This window comes from Segatella paludivivens DSM 17968 = JCM 13650 (assembly GCF_000373185.1).
In the GTDB taxonomy this organism is placed as follows: Bacteria; Bacteroidota; Bacteroidia; order Bacteroidales; family Bacteroidaceae; genus Prevotella; species Prevotella paludivivens.
Genome location: NZ_KB890637.1, coordinates 17023 through 36591 on the forward strand (window position 1 = coordinate 17023; position 19569 = coordinate 36591).

The following is a 19569-nucleotide window of genomic DNA, read 5'->3' on the forward strand; positions in this document are numbered from 1 at the left end:
TAAAATTATGAATACAAATAACATGATTCGAATGTGCAACCGATGTTGCACGATTTCTATTAAATAAGAGACTGACACAAAAAAGATTTTGTCCGTCTACACGTTTGAAAGTTTTTAAATATTGTATACTATATATATAAGGGACAAAATGAGAATAATAAGTAATGTAGTAAAAAGAGGTTTTCAGATTATTAGCTATTGTATCACCCATAACAGATCAGATTGTAAGAATCTATGTTGATGGATCACCATTTACTTATTGAATTAACAAAATTCCAAATATAGTTGGGAACGATTTACTAGTCATTATGTTGGCTCCCGATGTAATTTTAATTGTATAGAAATTATGAAGATAAATATAAATTTGTGTGTATCACGAAGATACGCTCTAACCCTACTTGTACTCTTTGTGTTAGCTGGTCATGCTTTGGCTCAAACACTACATGGCACAGTAACAGATAAGAATACAGGTGAACCGATTATTGGCGCATCTATTAGTCTTAGAACAACGTCTGACGGCAAAGCTGTCGCCGTAAGCGATGAAGATGGTAAGTTCTCTATCAATGTAAATAACTTCCCTTCAACGCTTGTTATAAGTTATATTGGCTATAAAAAAGAAGAGATTAATGTTTCCAAGGTTAGCAATAGTAATCTAGACATTCATCTAACAGAAGACTTTCGTGGACTTGATGAGGTTGTTGTGACAGCTCTTGGTATATCAAAAGCCAAGAAAGCTATTGGTTACAGTGCACAGAATATTTCTGCAGCCGACCTTACTAGAGCACAGGACAATAATTTTCTTAACAATCTCAGTGGAAAGGTAGCTGGTCTTCGTATCACAGGCTCTCAGGGTGACCTTGGATCTAGCCGTATTGTTATACGTGGTGAGACATCAATAGCAGGAGAGAATCAACCTTTATTTGTTGTTGATGGAATCCCTGTAGATAATTCTCAACTCAATTCTCAGAATGTAGGTCGTGACTTTAAAAATGCTATAGCCGATCTTAATCCTGAGGATATTGATAATATAACAGTGCTTAAAGGTCCTAATGCATCGGCTCTTTATGGTTCTCGTGCAGCTCATGGTGCTATTATCATTACTACAAAAACGGGGAAATCACAGAAGGGATTGGGTGTCACTTTTACTAGTTCTAACAAATTGTCTTTTGCTGCAACGCTCCCTACTTATCAGAATGTATTTGGACAGGGTGCTGACGGACAGTTCAGTTACGTTGATGGTAAAGGAGGCGGTGTGAATGATGGTGTTGACGAGAGTTGGGGACCGAAGATGAACACAGGTCTTCTCATTCCACAGTTTGACAGTCCTCTTGATGCATCAGGCAATCGTATTGCTACTCCATGGGTGTCGCATCCTAACAATGTTAGAGATTTCTTTAGAACAGGTTTTAGTACAAACAATGGCATCTCTATACAAAAATCAGATGACAACTATCAGTTTCGTGTGGGCTACGACTTTGAAAAAGAACAGAGTATTGTGCCCGGTTCAGAGACTCATAAGTCTAATATAACCCTCAACACAGATTATAATCTAACTAAGTCTATAACGGTAGGAGCCACAGCTAATTATATTGTATATACAGCTCCTAGTATTCCAGGACAGTCTGGTCGTAACAACATGACGATGCTTCAGTTTCTTTGGAGTGGAAGACAGGTAGACATGAACTCTTTGAAAGCAGATTATTCGCGCAACTGGAATTCCAGCTATTATAGCAATCCTTATTGGACAACCACTTATAACACTCAGCAGCAAGAGCGTCATCGTCTTATTGGCGATCTCCACGTAGCATTCCATATTGCTAATGGACTTGACCTCCGCCTTAAGACGAGTACAGACTGGTATCAGGATCGCAGAAAGTCTCAGATACGTTGGGGAACAAGTGGAACTCCTTTTGGCAGTTACTCAGAGGATGCCTATACAGTGAAGGAACAAAACAGTGAGGCTATTGCAACCTATACAAAGAAACTTAATGATGATTTTTCACTTGATTTCTTAGCTGGATTCAATGTGCGTAACAAGCAATATGAAAACAATTATCAGCAGGCTCCTCGTTTGGCTGTTGCCGACCTATATACGCTAAGTAATTCACGTGACCCACTTGTCAGCTCAAATTACTTCTACAAACTGCGTCAGTATAGTGTTTACGGTTCTGCATCTGCCAACTATCGTAGTTGGGCTTTCTTGACAGTTACAGGACGTAATGATTGGTCATCAACACTTCCTACAGCCAATAACTCATATTTCTATCCATCAGTTACAGCGAGCGTTGTTCTTGATCAGGCCCTAGGCTTTAATAGTAACAATGTAAACTATCTTAAACTGCGTGGTGGTTGGTCTCAGGTTGGTAGTGATGCTGATCCTTATCAGTTAGCAACAGTCTATACTTCTGAGGCAGCATTTAGTGGAAATCCTTTGCAAACATCAAGTAAACAAGGATTAAACCCTAATCTGAAGCCAGAGCGTACCAGTTCTTATGAAGTAGGTCTTGAAGGAGCTTTTTTCAGCAATAGACTACATTTCGATGCTGCGTTATATCAGACAGATTCTCGTGACCAGATACTCCGCCTTGCTACAACAGCAGCTAGTGGTTATACATCTCAGGTTAGAAATGCTGGACACATTCGCAACAGAGGTTTTGAACTTTTCGTTGGTGGAACTCCAGTCATCGCTGGAAAATTCCGTTGGGATGTTGATGTTAACTATGGAACAAACAAAAGTAAGGTTATCAAATTAGATCCAGAAGGTCTCATCTCAAGCTATCAGATTGGTAATCCTGGTATTCAGGTTATCGCACCTGTTGGTGGCGACTATGGTACACTATTCGGAACTACCTATGTTCGTGATGCTGCTGGAAAGATTGTTGTAGATGACAATGGATTACCAAAGGTTTCATCTACATCAGCCAATCTCGGTAAGTTTCAGCCCGACTGGGAGGGTGGTATCAATAATACTTTCACTTATAAAAATTGGAGTTTGAGTGTCCTCATTGATGCAAGTATTGGTGGACAGATTTATTCTAACACAAATAGTACAGGACGTTACACAGGAGTACTAGCTAGTACGCTTCCTGGTCGTGATGCAGAGCATGGAGGACATTGGTATTACAAGGATGCTTCTGGTAACAATGTTCAAATTTCTGCACCCGACTATACCACGAGTTCTACAGGTCAATACTATGCCAATGTCAGTGGAAGCAAAACTCGTGTTTATCAGGATGGAATACTCTTTGACGGCGTAAAGGCTAATGGAGAAAAAAATAGCACACTTGCATCAGCAGAACAGTATTATCATCGTATCTATAGTATTGATGAGGCTAATGTTTGGAATGCAGATTATGTAAAGCTCCGTGAAGTAGTAGTCTCTTACTCTTTCCCGAAAGCTTTCGTACGTCGTCTTAAACTTCAGGATTTAGCTCTCTCGTTAACAGCACGCAACCTATGGATTATATATAAGGATGTTCCTAATGTAGATCCAGAACTTGCTCGTGGAACAGGTAATGCACAAGGATATGAGAGTCTATCACTACCTACAACGCGTCAGATAGGATTAAACCTTAAGATTAAATTCTAGAACATTTTATAATTATTTTAAAAGATAAGAAAATGAAAATCAAGACCATATATAGATATTTATTGCTTCCGGTGATAGTTTTTGCTTTCACTTCTTGCGATGACAAACTTGCAGAAATCAACAAGAATCCTAATGCGACTGAAAATCCTCAGCCTGCTTATCTGCTTTCTGCTGCGCAGTATCATGCTGCTCAATGGTTTATGGGTAATGATCTTAACTACAATGCTGCTTTGCTTTGGGATCAGCATTGGGCAAAGATTCAATATACCGAACCAGACTGCTATAATGTCACCACTAGTTCTTTTTCTAGTGTGTGGGATGACGGATATGCAACTATTATTGCAGACCTTAATGCTGTAGAGAATAGTAATTTAGGAAATGCGAACTATCGTGCTGTGGCAAAGATATGGCGATCATGGACTTTTTTACAGTTGACTAATCTGTTTGGTGATATCCCTTATACGCAATATGCTAAAAGTGTTACTCCTGCTTACGATAATCAGGAAGATGTGTTAAAGGGATTGCTCGGTGAACTTGAAACGGCTACTGATAGTCTGAAAGCGACAAACGGAAGCGTTAGTGGTGATCTTATCTACAAAGGTGACATCACTTCGTGGAAACGTTTTGCACAGTCACTTCGCCTGCGAATAGCGCTTGAGATAGCCGATCGTGACCAGGAATTATCGTCTGGCATTATCTCGCAACTTTATGCAAATCGTTCAGAATTAATATCATCAAATAGTGATAATGCAGACTTTGTGTTCACCTCTTCTCCTCAGTGGAATCCTTGGGCAAGTGCATTCAGTACACGTGATGATCAGCGCGTATCAAAGACGCTTATTGACAAGCTTAAAGATTATAATGATCCTCGTCTGCCAATATATGCTCAACTTCCTTCTGATACGACTGTGACTACTTATCAAGGAGCTGCAAACGGACTTTCTGCTGATCAGGCTAATAGTCAGGGTTTCAATAAACTCTCTCGCCCTGGTACTTATTTTCTTAAAGATAATGCCCCAGCAGTGTTCTTTACCTATTCAGAGATCAACTTTATCTTTGCTGAGGCTGCTGCAAGAGGTATCATTAATGCCGATGCGCAAGACTTCTATAATAAAGGTATCACGGCGTCTCTTCAGCAGTTTGGTGTAGGAGCCAATGCCGATAAATATCTTGCTCAGCCTTCTGTAGCCTATGATGCTAGTCATTGGGCTGAACTGATAGGATGGCAGAAATGGATAGGTTATTATGGACAAGCTTCTGATGCATTCACAGATTGGCGTCGTTTGGGGTATCCTAAACTAAAGGCAGGTCCTTCTTCTGTTCTCGACAAAGGACAGCTTCCCCGTCGTTTCTTTTACCCTGTTACAGAGCAAAGTCTCAATGGTAGCAACTATAAGGCTGCTGTAGCTCATCAGGGTCCCGATGAACTGACAACCCGTTTGTGGTTTGATGTGGAAAATAAAAACAGATAAAATACAGAATAGCGTATGAATAGATTGATAATTTTTGTTTGGGCAATAGCATTTTCTTTTGCCGTAAATGCTCAAACTAAGCAGTTCACCGATAGCATCGTTGTCGGTGACATAGCTCCCGAAGTGATTTCTAAGGATACATTGGGGGTTGAATATAAACTTTCTGATTATCGTGGTCACTGGGTCTTGCTAGACTTTTGGGCTTCTTGGTGTGGTGATTGCCGCAGAGAGATACCAACTGTAAAGGCTATTGCTAAAGAGTATCCAGAACTCGTTATCTATGGATATTCACTAGACCGTACAGCAGAGGCATGGAGAAATGCTTTGCGCAAGTATTCGCTCTCCTGGGTTAATGTGAGTGACGTAAAAGGATGGAGTCATAGTGCACCTCCTTTTGGTATTAGATGGATACCGACTACATTCTTAATAGATCCTAGTGGTGTTGTTAGGGCTGTAGCGCTGAATGAGACAGATCTTAAAACACAAGTTGACAGCATCTTGAAGAATAAGTAAATCTTCAAAATGTTAAGTGATATATTATAAATATTTTAATTGGAGTGCAGGCTTTTGCTGTTTTGTTTTCTTTATTTACAAAACGAGCAGTTGCTTGTACTTCAATTCTGTTTTATGTAAAGTAATTCCGGATGGTAGTCCTTATATCTTTTTTTTCAGCAAAGGTCGTTTATCCATAACCTTATATAAAGTTGCCTTTTGTACTTCTGTTTTCGATTCCTTTCTTTATCTTTCTATCAATGATTTTATGTATTCATCGAAATCAGATGATTCAGTTCTGTCCCAGATATCACCTAGTAGAGCGGCTCCTCCAAATCCTAAGTCTTTCACAGTATCTATATTTGCAGCTGATACACCTCCTAATGCAATGACCTTATTATCTATTGTTCCTTGTTTCATGGCGTTGTGCAATTCTTCCTTGCTGAAAGCTGAATTGTAACCACTTTTTGAAATGCTGTTGAATATCGGACTTAGGAATACATAGTCTGCCATATCTTTCTTTATGTCAACTTCTTCCAGACTATGGCAAGACATAGATACGCTTCCTTTGAAGTTGTCGGGAATAACATGGTTTCGCCTATTCAGATGAATGCCTCGTAAATGATATTCATTTGCTAGTGCAAGACAATCGTGTACAACTAATCTGTCGTAGCACCATTTAGGTAAACTATCCAATAGTAGCGCAAGTTGTTCACGCGTTGCACTAGGCTTGCGAATGTGTACTAAGTCTACACCCAATTGCAGTAGATGAGGAATAACAGATTCTTCACCTTTTATGAAATTAGGAGTCGTGATTACTATAATTTTCATTATTAAGATATCATATTGCTTATAATCTCACTACTTTATCAACAAAGGTATACTTTTATTTTTAATAAAGTCTAAAGGTGTTGCACTTTTTTAATATACTAACGAATTTATTAGTATCTTTGTAGAACTATTATTACAGAGGCTATAATAATTTATTTATATATGAAAATGACATTTAAAAAATTAAGCATTGCTGTCCTTTTGGTGCTATGCGCAACATCTGTCAAAGCACAATTTGGCATGCCTGATGCTGACACTAAGTATGCAACAGCATTGTTGAAGCCAGGAACAAAAGCTCCCGACTTTAAGTTGAAAACAGCTGAAGGAAAGACTTTCAAATTAAGCAGTTTGAAAGGTAAGTATGTAGTTGTTGATTTTTGGGCTAGTTGGTGTCCTGATTGCAGAAAGGATCTGCCTAACGTAATCAGAATGAATGATGAGTTCAAAAACAAGGGCGTGGAGTTTGTTGGTGTTTCTTTTGATACCGACAAGGCTGCATGGACAAAGCTCATGACAAAATATGGTATGACATATACCAATGTAAGTGAACTGAAGAAATGGCACGATACAGAGGTCTCAAAGGCTTATGGAGTTAACTGGATTCCTTCAATGTATATCATTGGTAAGGATGGAAACGTGATTCTTGGTTCTGTATTATCAGACAAGGTTGAGAAGACTCTTACAGAGCTAACTGCTGTGAAGAAGGTTATTCCTGGAACAACAGAGAAATTGACTATAAACGGATCAATGGGAAAGCTTGCTGCAATTATTCAGAAGCCAGTACTTGTTGCTGGTCAGCGTTGCCCTATGGTAATGATTCTTCATGGATTCATGGGTAATAAGGGTGGACAGCTTAATGAACTTATTGCTGACTCATTGCAGAAACATGGCATTGCTTCTATCAGATTTGACTTTAACGGACATGGAGAGAGTGAAGGCGATTTCCAAAAGATGACCGTTCTAAATGAAATTGAAGACGCAAAGAAAGTTTATGACTATGTAGCTGCTTTGCCTTATGTTAATAGCGTTGCCGTTTCAGGACATTCACAGGGTGGAGTAGTAGCAAGTATGCTTGCAGGAGAATTGGGAAGCGACAAGCTTAAGGCTGTCGTCTTGATGGCTCCAGCAGCTGTATTGCGTGAAGATGCAATAAAGGGAAATGTTTTCGGAAAGTCTTTTGATCCACTTGATCCTCCAGAAGCTGTAGATATGTTTGGTGGAAAGAAGTTGGGCGGTGACTATATCCGTACTGCTTTCTCTTTACCTATATATGAGACTGCTGCAAAGTATGACGGACCTGCTTTGATAGTACATGGAACAGGTGATAGAGTTGTGCCTTATACTTACGGAGAGCGTTATCATCAGATATGGAAGAATAGTGAATTGCAGATTCTTGATGGTTTTGATCATGGTTTCTCACAGAACATCTATCGTGCGGATGCCATTGTTTCTAATTATCTTATTAAAGAGTTATGCAAGTAAGCATAGAATGGATAGAGAAGTGGTTTGCCGTTTTCAATAAAGATTATTTTGGCGGCAAACTACCTCTTCCCGATTTAGCATTATCAAAATCAAAAACTCGTCTTGGTAGCATGTCTTGTAAACATGTTACAAGATTTGGGCGTACTAAAGTATATGATTTCGCCATACGTATAAGTAATTATTATGATATGACGGAACGCCAGTTTCAGAATGTGCTTTTACATGAAATGATTCATTATAGCATTACTTATACAGGATTGAAAGATACTGCGCCACATGGAGTAGTGTTCAGAGGTATGGCAGATGCAATGAATAAAAAGTATGGTTGGGATATCAATGTAATGATTTCCATACGTAATGTAAAGATTGCCGATGAAAAGATAGTAAAGCCTTTTCTAGTGATGGCTTTGGAGTTGCAGACAGGCGAACGTTTGCTTACCGTTGTTAATCCCAAATACGCAAAGAAGGTGGATAGTATGGCAAGAAATGTGAAACGTATTTCAAGGTTTGCTTGGTATACTAGCACTGATAAGTATTTTATTCATTATCCGCTTGTGCGTGCGTTAAGAGGACGTCGTGTTACATTGGATGTATATGAAGAAAAGACTTCTGAAATGCAAGAGGTTTTAGTTTAATATCGTGTATCTTGTATTTCGAAAATCTTTTGAATCAATATAAATGCGATTGCTCAATAGCCCCTATATGTATTAGGTTTATACTCATTAATGTTTAAAACTATACATAGGTTTTGTAAATTAACAAGCGTCTAGATGTCTATCATTTGATATTCAGCAAGTTAGATTGTCTTTTTGTTAAAAGATAGTGTCGGGCAAACGTCAAATAGTATTTCCATTTCTATATAGAAACGCAAACTTTATATCGTAGAAACGGAAACTTTATGTCGTAGGAATGCAAACTTTATATCGTAGAAACAGAAACTTTATGTCGTAGAAACGATTTTTTGATATATAAAACAATATAGATATATTAGAAATCAATGAATCTTATGATTGATATCTTCAACTTTAGTTGTAGATATGTTACGATAATAGATAAATAAAAGCCCCACATCTCACGACGTGGGGCTTTGTTGATTTTGTGAGATTTATATAAATCTGATCTACAGATTTGCTAATTCAATAACCTTGTCTACGGCAGCATTAATGCCGTCAAGGTTCTTTCCGCCAGCCTGAGCATAGTGAGGCTGACCACCACCACCACCTTGAATCAGCTTTGCTGCTTCGCGGATAATCTTACCGGCGTTAAGTGCGTGGTCGTTAACCATATCATCACTAAACATTACGGTAAGCAATGGCTTATTATTTGATGTGCTACCGATAACGGCAACAAGATTCTCAGGAATTGCTTCACGAAGTTTGAAGACAAGGTCTTTGGCTGCTGCAGGCTCTAGTGGCAATACTGCATTAATAACCTTCACACCATTAACTTCTCTTGCTTTGTTGATAAGTTCAACCTTTATGCGCTCAACTGCCTGAGCTTGGAACTTCTCTATTTCCTTTCTCATGTCATCATGCTCGTCAATAAACTTCTTCAGTGTTGCTGTGAGGTCTTTGGCATTGTTGAACATTGATTTGAGAGATGTCATAGTATCTTGGATAGCATATATTGAATCTTCGCAGGCTTTGCCTGTAAGTGCCTCAATACGGCGTATGCCTGATGCTACACTGCTTTCGCTGATAATCTTGAAGAAACCAATACGACCTGTACTCTGTGCGTGGATACCACCACAGAATTCGCAGCTAGGACCGAAACGTACTACACGTACTTTGTCTCCGTATTTCTCGCCGAACAATGCAATTGCACCAAGTTCTTTAGCTTCCTCTATTGGAGTTTCACGATGCTCGTCAAGCTGTAAGTCCTGACGTATCATGCTGTTTACTAGCATTTCTACCTTACGCAGTTCCTCGTCAGTGACTTTCTGGAAATGAGAGAAGTCAAAGCGCAATGTAGTTGCATCAACATAAGAACCCTTCTGTTCTACGTGGTCTCCAAGAACCTGCTTTAAAGCATAGTCAAGCAAGTGGGTTGCTGTGTGGTTAGCAGCGCTTCCGTCACGCTTGTCAATATCTACACAAGCCATGAAGTCAGCGTTGATATCCTTAGGCAGTTCTTTTACGATATGAATGCTTTGGTTGTTCTCGCGTTTAGTATCAATGATTTCAATTGTTTCGTTTTCGCTAACCAAAGAACCCTGATCACCAACTTGACCACCCATTTCACCATAGAAAGGAGTATTGTCAAGTACAAGCTCATAGAATGTATTTTTCTTTTGAGTTACTTTGCGGTAGCGCAATATTTTACATTCATATTCTGTATAGTCATATCCAACGAAATTCTGTTCACCATCCTTGATGATTTGCCAGTCTCCGCTTTCTACGACAGCAGCATTGCGTGCGCGTGCTTTCTGCTTTGCCATTTCCTCGTTGAAGCCCTTCTCGTCAACTGTATATCCGTTTTCACGGCAGATAAGTTCAGTTAGGTCAAGAGGGAAACCGTAAGTATCGAATAGGCGGAAAGCACTTGTACCATCAAGTTCTTTCTGTCCATGTGCTTTAAGTTCGTCCATATCACCATTAAGAAGGTTGATACCCTTCTCAAGAGTTCTAAGGAATGAATCTTCTTCTTCCTTAATAACGCGTGTGATAAGTTCCTGTTGAGCAGCTATCTCTGGGAAAGCATGTCCCATTTCCTGTACCAATACAGCAAGGAGTTTATAAAGGAATGCACTCTTCTGGTCTAGGAATGTATATGAGTAGCGTACTGCACGGCGCAATATTCTGCGTATCACGTAACCAGCTTTGGCGTTGCTAGGCAACTGACCATCAGCAATTGAGAAAGCAACAGCACGAAGGTGGTCAGCAACGACACGCATTGCAATATCAATCTTCTCTTGCTCGTCTTTTCCTTCTCCATTCTCACCAGTAGGTGTGGTAAATCCGTATTTCTTTCCGCTAAGGTTTTGTATTTCTTTGATGATTGGCTGGAATATATCAGTATCATAGTTACTGTGCTTACCCTGAAGCATACGTACAAGGCGTTCAAATCCCATACCTGTATCGATAACATGCATTGGCAATGGTTCAAGACTTCCGTCAGCCTTCCTGTTATACTGCATGAAAACGATATTCCATATTTCAATAACTTGTGGGTCGTCTTGGTTTACAAGGTCACGACCTGCAATCTTTGCTCTTTCTTCTGGAGTACGTGAATCCACGTGAATCTCAGAGCAAGGACCACAAGGACCTGTATCGCCCATTTCCCAGAAGTTATCATGTTTGTTTCCGTTGATGATGTGATCAGCAGGAACATGCTTAGCCCAATAGCTTGCAGCTTCGTCATCACGACTTAGTCCTTCTTCTTTTGAACCTTCAAAAACAGTTACATAAAGGTCTTCTGGATTAAGATGTAGAACGTCAACGAGATATTCCCATGCATAGTCAATGGCGCCTTCTTTGAAATAATCTCCGAAACTCCAGTTGCCAAGCATCTCAAACATTGTGTGATGGTATGTATCATGGCCAACTTCTTCTAGGTCATTATGTTTTCCGCTTACACGCAGGCATTTCTGAGAATCAACACGACGCACATCCATTCCTGGATCTTTTGTTCCGAGAATAATGTCTTTCCACTGGTTCATGCCGGCATTGGTGAACATCAGTGTTGGGTCATCCTTAATGACCATAGGGGCTGATGCTACGATTTTATGTCCCTTAGCCTCAAAGAATTTCTTATATGACTCACGGACTTCGTTTGCTGTCATCATCTTAAATATGTTATTTTAATTAATTCTTTATAAAAAATCATCCGCAAAGGTACAAAAAAGTTTAGAGATGTTGAGAGGAGTTGGCATAAATTTGCTAACTTTGCAAATAAATTAATCATTGTTTAATAAAAAAGTATGCAAATATGGCTTTGAATCCAAATAAAAACATTAAGTTGTATTACTCAATCAAAGAGGTCGCAGCAATGTTTGATATCAATGAGAGTACTTTGAGATATTGGGAAAGTGAGTTTCCGCAGTTACGTCCTAAGACTCAGAACGGTACAAAGATTCGTCAATATACCGAGAAGGATATTGAACAGCTTAGGGTTATCTATAATCTTGTGAAGGTGCGTGGCTTTAAACTTGCTGCTGCACGCAAGATGTTGAGTGCCAACAGAGATGGAGTAGACAAGACTGCTGATGTGCTTGATACGCTATTGTCTGTAAGAACTCAGTTGAAGGAATTAAAACAGCAACTTGACGGTTTGCAATAATAATGAAATTTATTGATACTCATCAACCCAAAAAAGTTGTTTTTTATGGTTGAGAGTAATCATAGATATATTTACTTTTTTTCTATTTATACCCTGGAAGACGATTCTATATTATGTTTTAGCGGAATTAGAATCATCGCATATTTGTGCTTCAGAAATTCTATTTCAGCAAAATAGAAATAAATCATAGTCAATCACATCTTACTTTAAATGAAAAGTAATGGCAAATCAAAGCCTTCACTCTTTATGAAAGTTCTGTTCCATGCTATTCTGTAGGAGCTAACGTTTCAGAGAGAGTGAAGGCTGATTTCTGAAACCATCTTCAAGAGATGGTTGATTTAATATCTAATGACTTGTAAATTAGAACTTATTCAATAGATCTTTTAACTTATCGGCATTAAAATAAGCATCAAATGTATACTGAATTATTTTCCCATCCCTACCAATAAGAGCAGCGCGTGGTATGACTGTGAAGTTGAACATTGCTTGTAGCAGTGCCCATTCTGATGGTGTAACATATATGTGTTCACCATTGAGCTTAGACTCAGACATCCATTTCTCTGCTTTGTCGCGTGGAGTATCACCCTCATTGCAGATAAAAAGGAACTTAAATTTTTCATTTTTCAGCTCTTCTACATATTTACGATAATTCAACATAACCTGACGGCATCCTCCACAAGACATTCCCCAGAAGTCTATTAGCATTAAATTTCCATGATATTGAGATGTTAGTTTATCCCATAAAGCTTTTTGTGCTGGTGTCCATGTTTCTGTTATGTCTTTTGTGTTGTTTCCTTCAGTAGTTTTAACCATATTTCTATAACCATCCATCACAGAATAGGCAACTTTAGGATAGTGCATCTCTATTAAACCATTAGTAGTATTCATTTCTTCAGTTGATACGCGTGCACTATTTATTTCTTCAGCTAACAAGAGTGTACTATTGCATTTCTCCAATTCATAATTATTGATCCAATATTCATATCTATTTGCTGCTGTCTGAGATATAAAGAGGTCATTCATAAAAGTACCTTTCATATTAAACTCCTCAGAAGGTTTCTTTATATCCTTTGAAAGATTATATTGCTCAGGGTGAAATCTTATACCTATTTCAATGAAGAGAGGTCCACACAATGTTCTGTTTAGAAATGTCCATTGCTGACTCTCGCTGATTACCAATGGGTTATCATAGAGTAACGACTTATATTTTAAGAGTGGACGATAAATAGATTCATAGTCGAGTGGAATAAATGTGCTATCCTGTTTCCCCTCCGTTGAACCGTCTGCTTTTGTCTTCACGATGTATCTATTTCCATCATAGTTCATCATCATATTTTCCATCGTTGTGAGATATTGGCACAAGGTGGATGTCATAAGAAGGTCCTTGCCATATATGGAAAGTGGTGTGTCACGTATTATTTGGTGCATCTTATCACTTTCAATCAGTTCAATAGTCTTATCAGATAAATCTTTAAGTGCTTTTTCCACACCTCCTTTTCCTTGTTTGACAGCGCCTTCGATAAAATGATAATCATATTCCTTATTAATCAATTTTTTCATCAATACAGGAATCAATGTATTAATCATTGCCGACTCACTATTGCTGCAGAAAGATTTATAGCGCACCTGTTGATTCGAGCTACGTTCTGCTGTAGTGTATAAGTCAAGTGTATCTCCCCCTTGCACATATACATATTCCATAATAGGCATAATTAATACAAACTGAGGAGCATTAAGAGGTATCTGAAATTCTACACTATTATCTTTATTAAGTTCTCCTGGTATTACATTTTCTTTTGTATTGAATTCATTCTGGAATTTTGCACTCATAACACCGAAGTCTTTTCTCAGTACGTTTGGCAAATGGGCGATGTGTATTCTCAATGTTGCAGACTGCGATTTACAGAAATCTAAATCCTTGTAGCGTGATGGATCAAATGTCCAATCAGAGTTCTTTGATGGCAATTTAAGATAATCATCTGCAGTTTTAGCTTGATTGCCAATTAATGTCTTATTTGACTGCTTCTTAGTTGTTGATTTCAGCTGAATGCCATAAGTCTGCTCATATGGCGGTGTGCCAGGTTCTATCATATTGAATAGTTTAACACTCTTGCTTAACGGTTCAAAATATAGAACACAAGATTTGCTACCAGACTGAGGCATCAATATCAGTTCATTCGTCTTTACACTATCAATGCGTAATAGTTTGAAACTTTTATTTGATTGTGCATCTTGCAATACGGTTTTGGCGTTAATGCGAACTCCATAATTAGGCAAATTGTGTAAGGTGCAATGCAGTATTGTTGCATCTTTTGTTTGTTCAATAGCTTGAATTTCAATCCATGCAGGAGTATATTCTACTTCAGGATTCTTAATCTTTTGTTTTGCAACTGTTGAAAGTGAAAACACGACAAATAGGAATAATAAAATTCTTTTCATGTGATTAATTATTTGGTTTAGTACTAATTATATTTACAAAGATATATAAAATCGCTAATATATAGCTTATAAACGCGAATTATTTGTCGAAAAACCTCAAAAAAGTTTCTTTTGGGGAAACATTTGCTAAATAGTGCTTTTGTATTCGCCTTTAAATCAAACGATCATGAAGATATTGTGCATTTCTGCAAAAATATAATATAGGCTGATTTATATTATTGAGCTAGTTAAAAAATAATGGCTAATCATAGCCTCTACTCTTTATGAAAGTTCAGTTTCTATGAATCTAAAGTTTCAAAGAGAGTAAAGGCTGATTTCTGCAAGTATCTTCAAGCTATGATTGATTTTGCATCTAATGACTTGTAAATTAAAACTTATTCAATATTTCTTTCAAATTACCGATATTTAAATAATCATCAAATGTATACTGTATTATTTTCCCATCCCTACCAATAAGAGCAGTGCGTGGTATGGCTGTGAAGTTAAACATAGCTTGTAGCAGTGTCCATTCTGATTGTGTTACATATATGTGTTCACCATTGATCTTAGACTCAGACATCCATTTCTCTGCTTTGTCGCGTGGAGAATATGTTTGGTCGCATACATATAGGAACTTGATTTTTTCATTTTTCAGCTCCTCTACATATTTACGCATATTCAACATACCCTGACGGCATGGTCCGCATAACATTCCCCAGAAGTCTATTAGCATTAAATTTCCATGATATTGAGATGTTAGTTTATCCCATAAAGCTTTTTGTGCAGGTGTCCATGTTTCTGTTATGTCTTTTGTGTTGTTTCCTTCAGTAGTTTTAACTACATTTCTATAACCATCCATCACAGAATAGGCAACTTTAGGATAGTGAATCTTCATTAAATCATTAGTGGTATTCATTTCTTCAGATAATAAGCGTGTACTATCGCATCTACCCAATTTATAATCATTGAGCAAATAGTGATATCTACTTGCTGCTTTCTGAGATATATAGACGTCATTCATAAAAGTACCTTCCATATTAAACTCCTCAGAAGGTTTCTTTGTATCCTTTGAAAGATAATATTGCTCAGGGTGGAATCTCATCCCTATTTCAACGAAGAGAGGCCCATGCAATGTTCTGTTTAGAAATACCCATTGTTGGCTCTCACTGACTATTAATGGATTGTCATAGAGTAACGACTTATATTTTAAGAGTGGACGATAAATAGATTCATAGTCGAGTGGAATAAATGTGCTATCCAGTTTCTGCTCTATTGAACCGTCTGCTTTTGTCTTCACGATGTATCTATGATCATCATAGTACATCATCAAATCTTCCATCGTAGTGAGATATTGGCACAAGGTGCATGTCATAAGAAGGTCCTTGCCATATATAGAAAGTGGTGTGTTACGTATTATTTGCTGCATCTTATCACTTTCAATCAATTCAATAGTCTTATCAGCTAAATCTTTAAGCGCCTTTTTCACGCTTTCATTCCCTTGTTTGATAGTACCATCGATGAATTGATAATCATATTCCTTATCCATCAATTGTTTCATCAATACAGGAATCAAAGTATTAATCATGGCCGATTCACTATTGCCACTGATAGATTTATAGCGTACCTCTCCATATGAGCTGCGTTCTGCTGTAATATATAAGTCAAGTGTATCTCCTCCTTGCACATATACATTTTCCATAATAGGCATAACGAATACAAACTGAGGGGCATTAAGAGGTATCTGAATTCGCACACAATTATCTTTATTAAGTTCGCCTAGTATTATATCTTCTTTTCTATTGAATGGATTCTGGAATTTTGCACTCATAACACTGAAGTCTTTTCTCAGTACGTTTGGTAAATGGGCGATGTGTATTCTCAATGTTGCAGACTGCGATTTACAGAAATCTAAATCCTTATAGCGTGATGGATCAAATGTCCAATCAGAGTTCTTTGATGGCAATTTAAGATAATCATCTGCCGTCTTAGCTCTATTACCAATCAACGTGCTCTTTGTTTGCTTATTATTTGTTGATTTCAGCTGAATGCCATAGGTTTGCTGATTTGGCGGTGTACCAGGTTCTATCATATTGAATAGTTTAACACTCTTGCTTAACGGTTCAAAATATAGAACACAAGCCTTGCTACCAGACTGAGGCATCCATATCTGTTCATTCGTCTTTACACTATCAGTGCGTAATAGTTTGAAACTTTTGCTTGATTGTACATCTTGTAATATCGTCTTGTCACTAATGCTAACCCAATTATTAGGCAAATTGTGTAAGGTGCAATGCAGTATTGTTGCATCTTTTGTTTGTTCAATAGCTTGAATTTCAATCCATGCAGGAGTATATTCTACTTCAGGATTCTTAATCTTTTGTTTTGCAACTGTTGAAAGTGAAAACACGACAAATAGGAATAATAAAATTCTTTTCATGTGATTAATTATTTCGGTTAGTACTAATTATATTTACAAAGATATATAAAATTGCTAATATATAGCTTATAAACGCGAATTATTTGTCGAAAAACCGGCAAATGGATCTTTCTGGAGATAATTTGATAAATAGTGCTTCTGTATTTGCTTTTAAATCAAACGATCATGAAGATATTGTGCATTTCTGCTAAAATATAATATAGGCTGATTTATATTATTGAGCTAGTCAAAAAATAATGGCTAATCATAGCCTCTACTCTTTATGAAAGTTCAGTTTCTATGAATCTAAAGTTTCAAAGAGAGTAAAGGTTGATTTCTGCAAGTATCTTCAAGCTATGATTGATTTTGCATCTAATGACTTGTAAATTAGAACTTATTCAATAGATTTTTTAACTTATCGGCATTAAAATAAGCATCAAATGTATACTGAATTATTTTCCCATCCCTACCAATAAGAGCAGCGCGTGGTATGCCTGTGAAGTTGAACATTGCTCGTAGCAGTTCCCATTCTGATGGTGTAACATATATGTGTTCACCATTGATCTTAGACTCTGACATCCATTTCTCTCCTTTGTCGCGTGGAGTATCACCCTCATTGCAGATATAAAGGAACTTAAACTTTTCATTTTTCAGCTCCTCTACATATTTACGCATATTCAACATACCCTGACGACATGGTCCACAAAATATTCCCCAGAAGTCTATTAGCATTAAATTTCCATGATATTGAGATGTTAGTTTATCCCATAAAGCTTTTTGTGCTGGTGTCCATGTTTCTGTTATGTCTTTTGTGTTGTTTCCTTCAGTAATTTTAACCATATTTCTATAACCATCCATCACAGAATAGGCAACTTTAGGATAGTGCATCTTTATTAAATCATTAGTGGTTTTCATTTCTTCAGTTGATAAGCGTGCACTATTCATTTCTTCAGCTAACAAGCGTGTACTATCGCATTTCTCCAATTGATAATTATTGATCAAATCTTTATATCTACTTGCTGCAGTCTGAGATAAAAAGAGGTCATTCATAAAAGTACCTTCCATATTAAACTCCTCAGAAGGTTTCTTTATATCCTTTGAAAGATCATATTGCTCAGGGTGTAATCTCATACGTATATCACGGAAGAGAGGTCCATACAATGTTCTGTTTAGAAATATCCATTGTTGGCTCTCGCTTATTACCAATGGGTTATCATAGAGCAATGACTTATATTTTAGGAGTGGACGATAAATAGATTCATTGTCAAGTGGAATAAATGTGCTATCCTGTTTCCACTCCATTGAACCGTCTGCTTTTGTCATTTTGATGTATCTATTTTCATTATAGTACATCATCATATCTTCCATCGTTGTGAGATATTGGCACAAGGTGCATGTCATAAGAAGGTCCTTGCCATATATGGAAAGTGGTGTGTTACGTATTATTTGGTGCATCTTATCACTTTCAATCAGTTCAATAATCTTATCAGATAAATCTTTAAGCGCATTTTTTACACCTTCATTGCCTTGTTTGACAGCGCCTTCGATAAAATGATAATCATATTCCTTATTCATCAATTTTTTCATCAATACAGGAATCAATGTATTGATCATTGCCGACTCACTATTGCTGCAGAAATATTTATAGCGCACTCGTCTATACGAGTTACATTCTGCTGTAGTGTATAAGTCAAGTGTATCTCCCCCTTGCACATATACATATTCCATAATAGGCATAATGGATACAAACTGAGGGGCATTAAGAGGTATCTGAAATTCTACACTATTATCTTTATTAAGTTCGCCTGGTATTACATTTTCTTTTCTATTGAACTGATTCTCGAATTTTGCACTCATAACACCGAAGTCTTTTTTCAGTACGTTTGGCAAATGGGCGACGTGTACTCTCAATGTTGCAGACTGCGATTTACAGAAATCTAAATCCTTGTAGCGTGATGGATCAAATGTCCAATCAGAGTTCTTTGATGGCAATTTTAGATAATCATCTGCAGTCTTAGCTTGATTGCCAATTAATGTCTTATTTGACTGCTTCTTAGTTGTTGATTTCAGCTGAATGCCATAAGTCTGCTCATATGGCGGTGTACCAGGTTCTATCATATTGAATAGTTTAACATTCTTGCTTAACGGTTCAAAATATAGAACACAAGATTTGCTACCAGACTGAGGCATCAATATCAGTTCATTCGTCTTTACACTATCAGTGCGTAATAATTTGAAACTTTTGCTTGATTGTGCATCTTGTAATACCGTTTTGTCGTCAATGCGAACCCCATAATTAGGCAAATTGTGTAAGGTGCAATGCAGTATCGTTGCATCTTTTGTTTGTTCAATAGCTTGAATTTCAATCCATGNAGGAGTATATTCTACTTCAGGATTCTTAATCTTTTGTTTTGCAACTGTTGAAAGTGAAAACACGACAAATAGGAATAATAAAATTCTTTTCATGTGATTAATTATTTNGNTTAGTACTAATTATATTTACAAAGATATATAAAATCGCTAATATATAGCTTATAAACGCGAATTATTTGTCGAAAAACCTCAAAAAAGTTTCTTTTGGGGAAACATTT

At 37.3% G+C, this 19569-nt stretch carries 11 protein-coding genes; 6 read left to right on the forward strand and 5 right to left on the reverse strand.

Annotation, left to right across the window (positions count from 1 at the left end; translation table 11 throughout):
* The first annotated feature begins 346 nt into the window (after positions 1-346).
* Genes B045_RS0105100 through B045_RS14295 form a run of 3 tightly spaced genes read left to right on the forward strand, consistent with a single transcriptional unit; the run spans position 347 to position 5574 of the window.
* Positions 347-3589, forward strand: coding sequence for a SusC/RagA family TonB-linked outer membrane protein (locus tag B045_RS0105100; protein WP_018463197.1), 3243 nt, complete (start codon positions 347-349; stop codon positions 3587-3589).
* A gap of 32 nt (positions 3590-3621) precedes the next feature.
* A complete protein-coding gene (locus tag B045_RS0105105) occupies positions 3622-5061 on the forward strand; it encodes a SusD/RagB family nutrient-binding outer membrane lipoprotein (RefSeq protein ID WP_018463198.1) in 1440 nt (479 codons plus the stop codon).
* A gap of 15 nt (positions 5062-5076) precedes the next feature.
* A complete protein-coding gene (locus tag B045_RS14295; RefSeq protein ID WP_018463199.1) occupies positions 5077-5574 on the forward strand; it encodes a TlpA family protein disulfide reductase in 498 nt (165 codons plus the stop codon).
* A gap of 225 nt (positions 5575-5799) precedes the next feature.
* Here B045_RS14295 and B045_RS0105115 read toward each other — a convergent pair whose 3' ends face one another.
* Positions 5800-6384, reverse strand: a complete 585-nt coding sequence (locus B045_RS0105115; RefSeq protein ID WP_018463200.1) for a thiamine phosphate synthase — start codon at positions 6382-6384, stop codon at positions 5800-5802.
* A 168-nt stretch (positions 6385-6552) separates the two neighbouring features.
* Here B045_RS0105115 and B045_RS15815 point away from each other — a divergent pair, with 168 nt between their 5' ends.
* Both B045_RS15815 and B045_RS0105125 read left to right on the forward strand, forming a co-directional pair.
* Positions 6553-7866, forward strand: coding sequence for an alpha/beta fold hydrolase (locus B045_RS15815; protein ID WP_154650108.1), 1314 nt, complete (start codon positions 6553-6555; stop codon positions 7864-7866).
* Positions 7857-8501 (forward strand): SprT-like domain-containing protein, encoded by a 645-nt coding sequence (locus B045_RS0105125; RefSeq protein ID WP_018463202.1) that lies wholly within the window; start codon positions 7857-7859, stop codon positions 8499-8501. Before B045_RS15815 ends, B045_RS0105125 begins: the two co-directional genes overlap by 10 nt.
* 485 nt (positions 8502-8986) lie before the next feature.
* Here the strand turns inward: B045_RS0105125 and alaS are convergent, their stop codons facing one another.
* Positions 8987-11650: an alanine--tRNA ligase gene (alaS, locus tag B045_RS0105130; RefSeq protein ID WP_018463203.1), complete on the reverse strand. Its 2664-nt coding sequence runs from the start codon at positions 11648-11650 to the stop codon at positions 8987-8989.
* 143 nt (positions 11651-11793) lie between these two features.
* On the opposite strand from alaS, the gene B045_RS0105135 reads away from it, so the two are divergent.
* Entirely contained in the window at positions 11794-12144 is a 351-nt protein-coding gene (locus tag B045_RS0105135; protein ID WP_018463204.1) for a MerR family transcriptional regulator, read from the forward strand.
* Positions 12145-12504: 360 nt separating this feature from the next.
* On the opposite strand, the gene B045_RS0105140 is transcribed toward B045_RS0105135, so the two are convergent.
* The 3 genes from B045_RS0105140 to B045_RS0105155 form a co-directional block, all read right to left on the reverse strand.
* The gene (locus tag B045_RS0105140; protein ID WP_018463205.1) at positions 12505-14583 is read right to left on the reverse strand and encodes a TlpA family protein disulfide reductase; all 2079 of its coding nucleotides are present in this window, start codon (positions 14581-14583) and stop codon (positions 12505-12507) included.
* 367 nt (positions 14584-14950) lie between these two features.
* Complete coding sequence (locus B045_RS0105145; protein WP_018463206.1) at positions 14951-16999, reverse strand: TlpA family protein disulfide reductase; 2049 nt, start codon at positions 16997-16999, stop codon at positions 14951-14953.
* A gap of 366 nt (positions 17000-17365) precedes the next feature.
* Positions 17366-19444 carry a TlpA family protein disulfide reductase gene (locus B045_RS0105155; RefSeq protein ID WP_018463208.1) on the reverse strand — a complete coding sequence of 693 codons (2079 nt, stop codon included), beginning with the start codon at positions 19442-19444 and terminating at the stop codon, positions 17366-17368.
* Positions 19445-19569 lie beyond the last annotated feature (125 nt).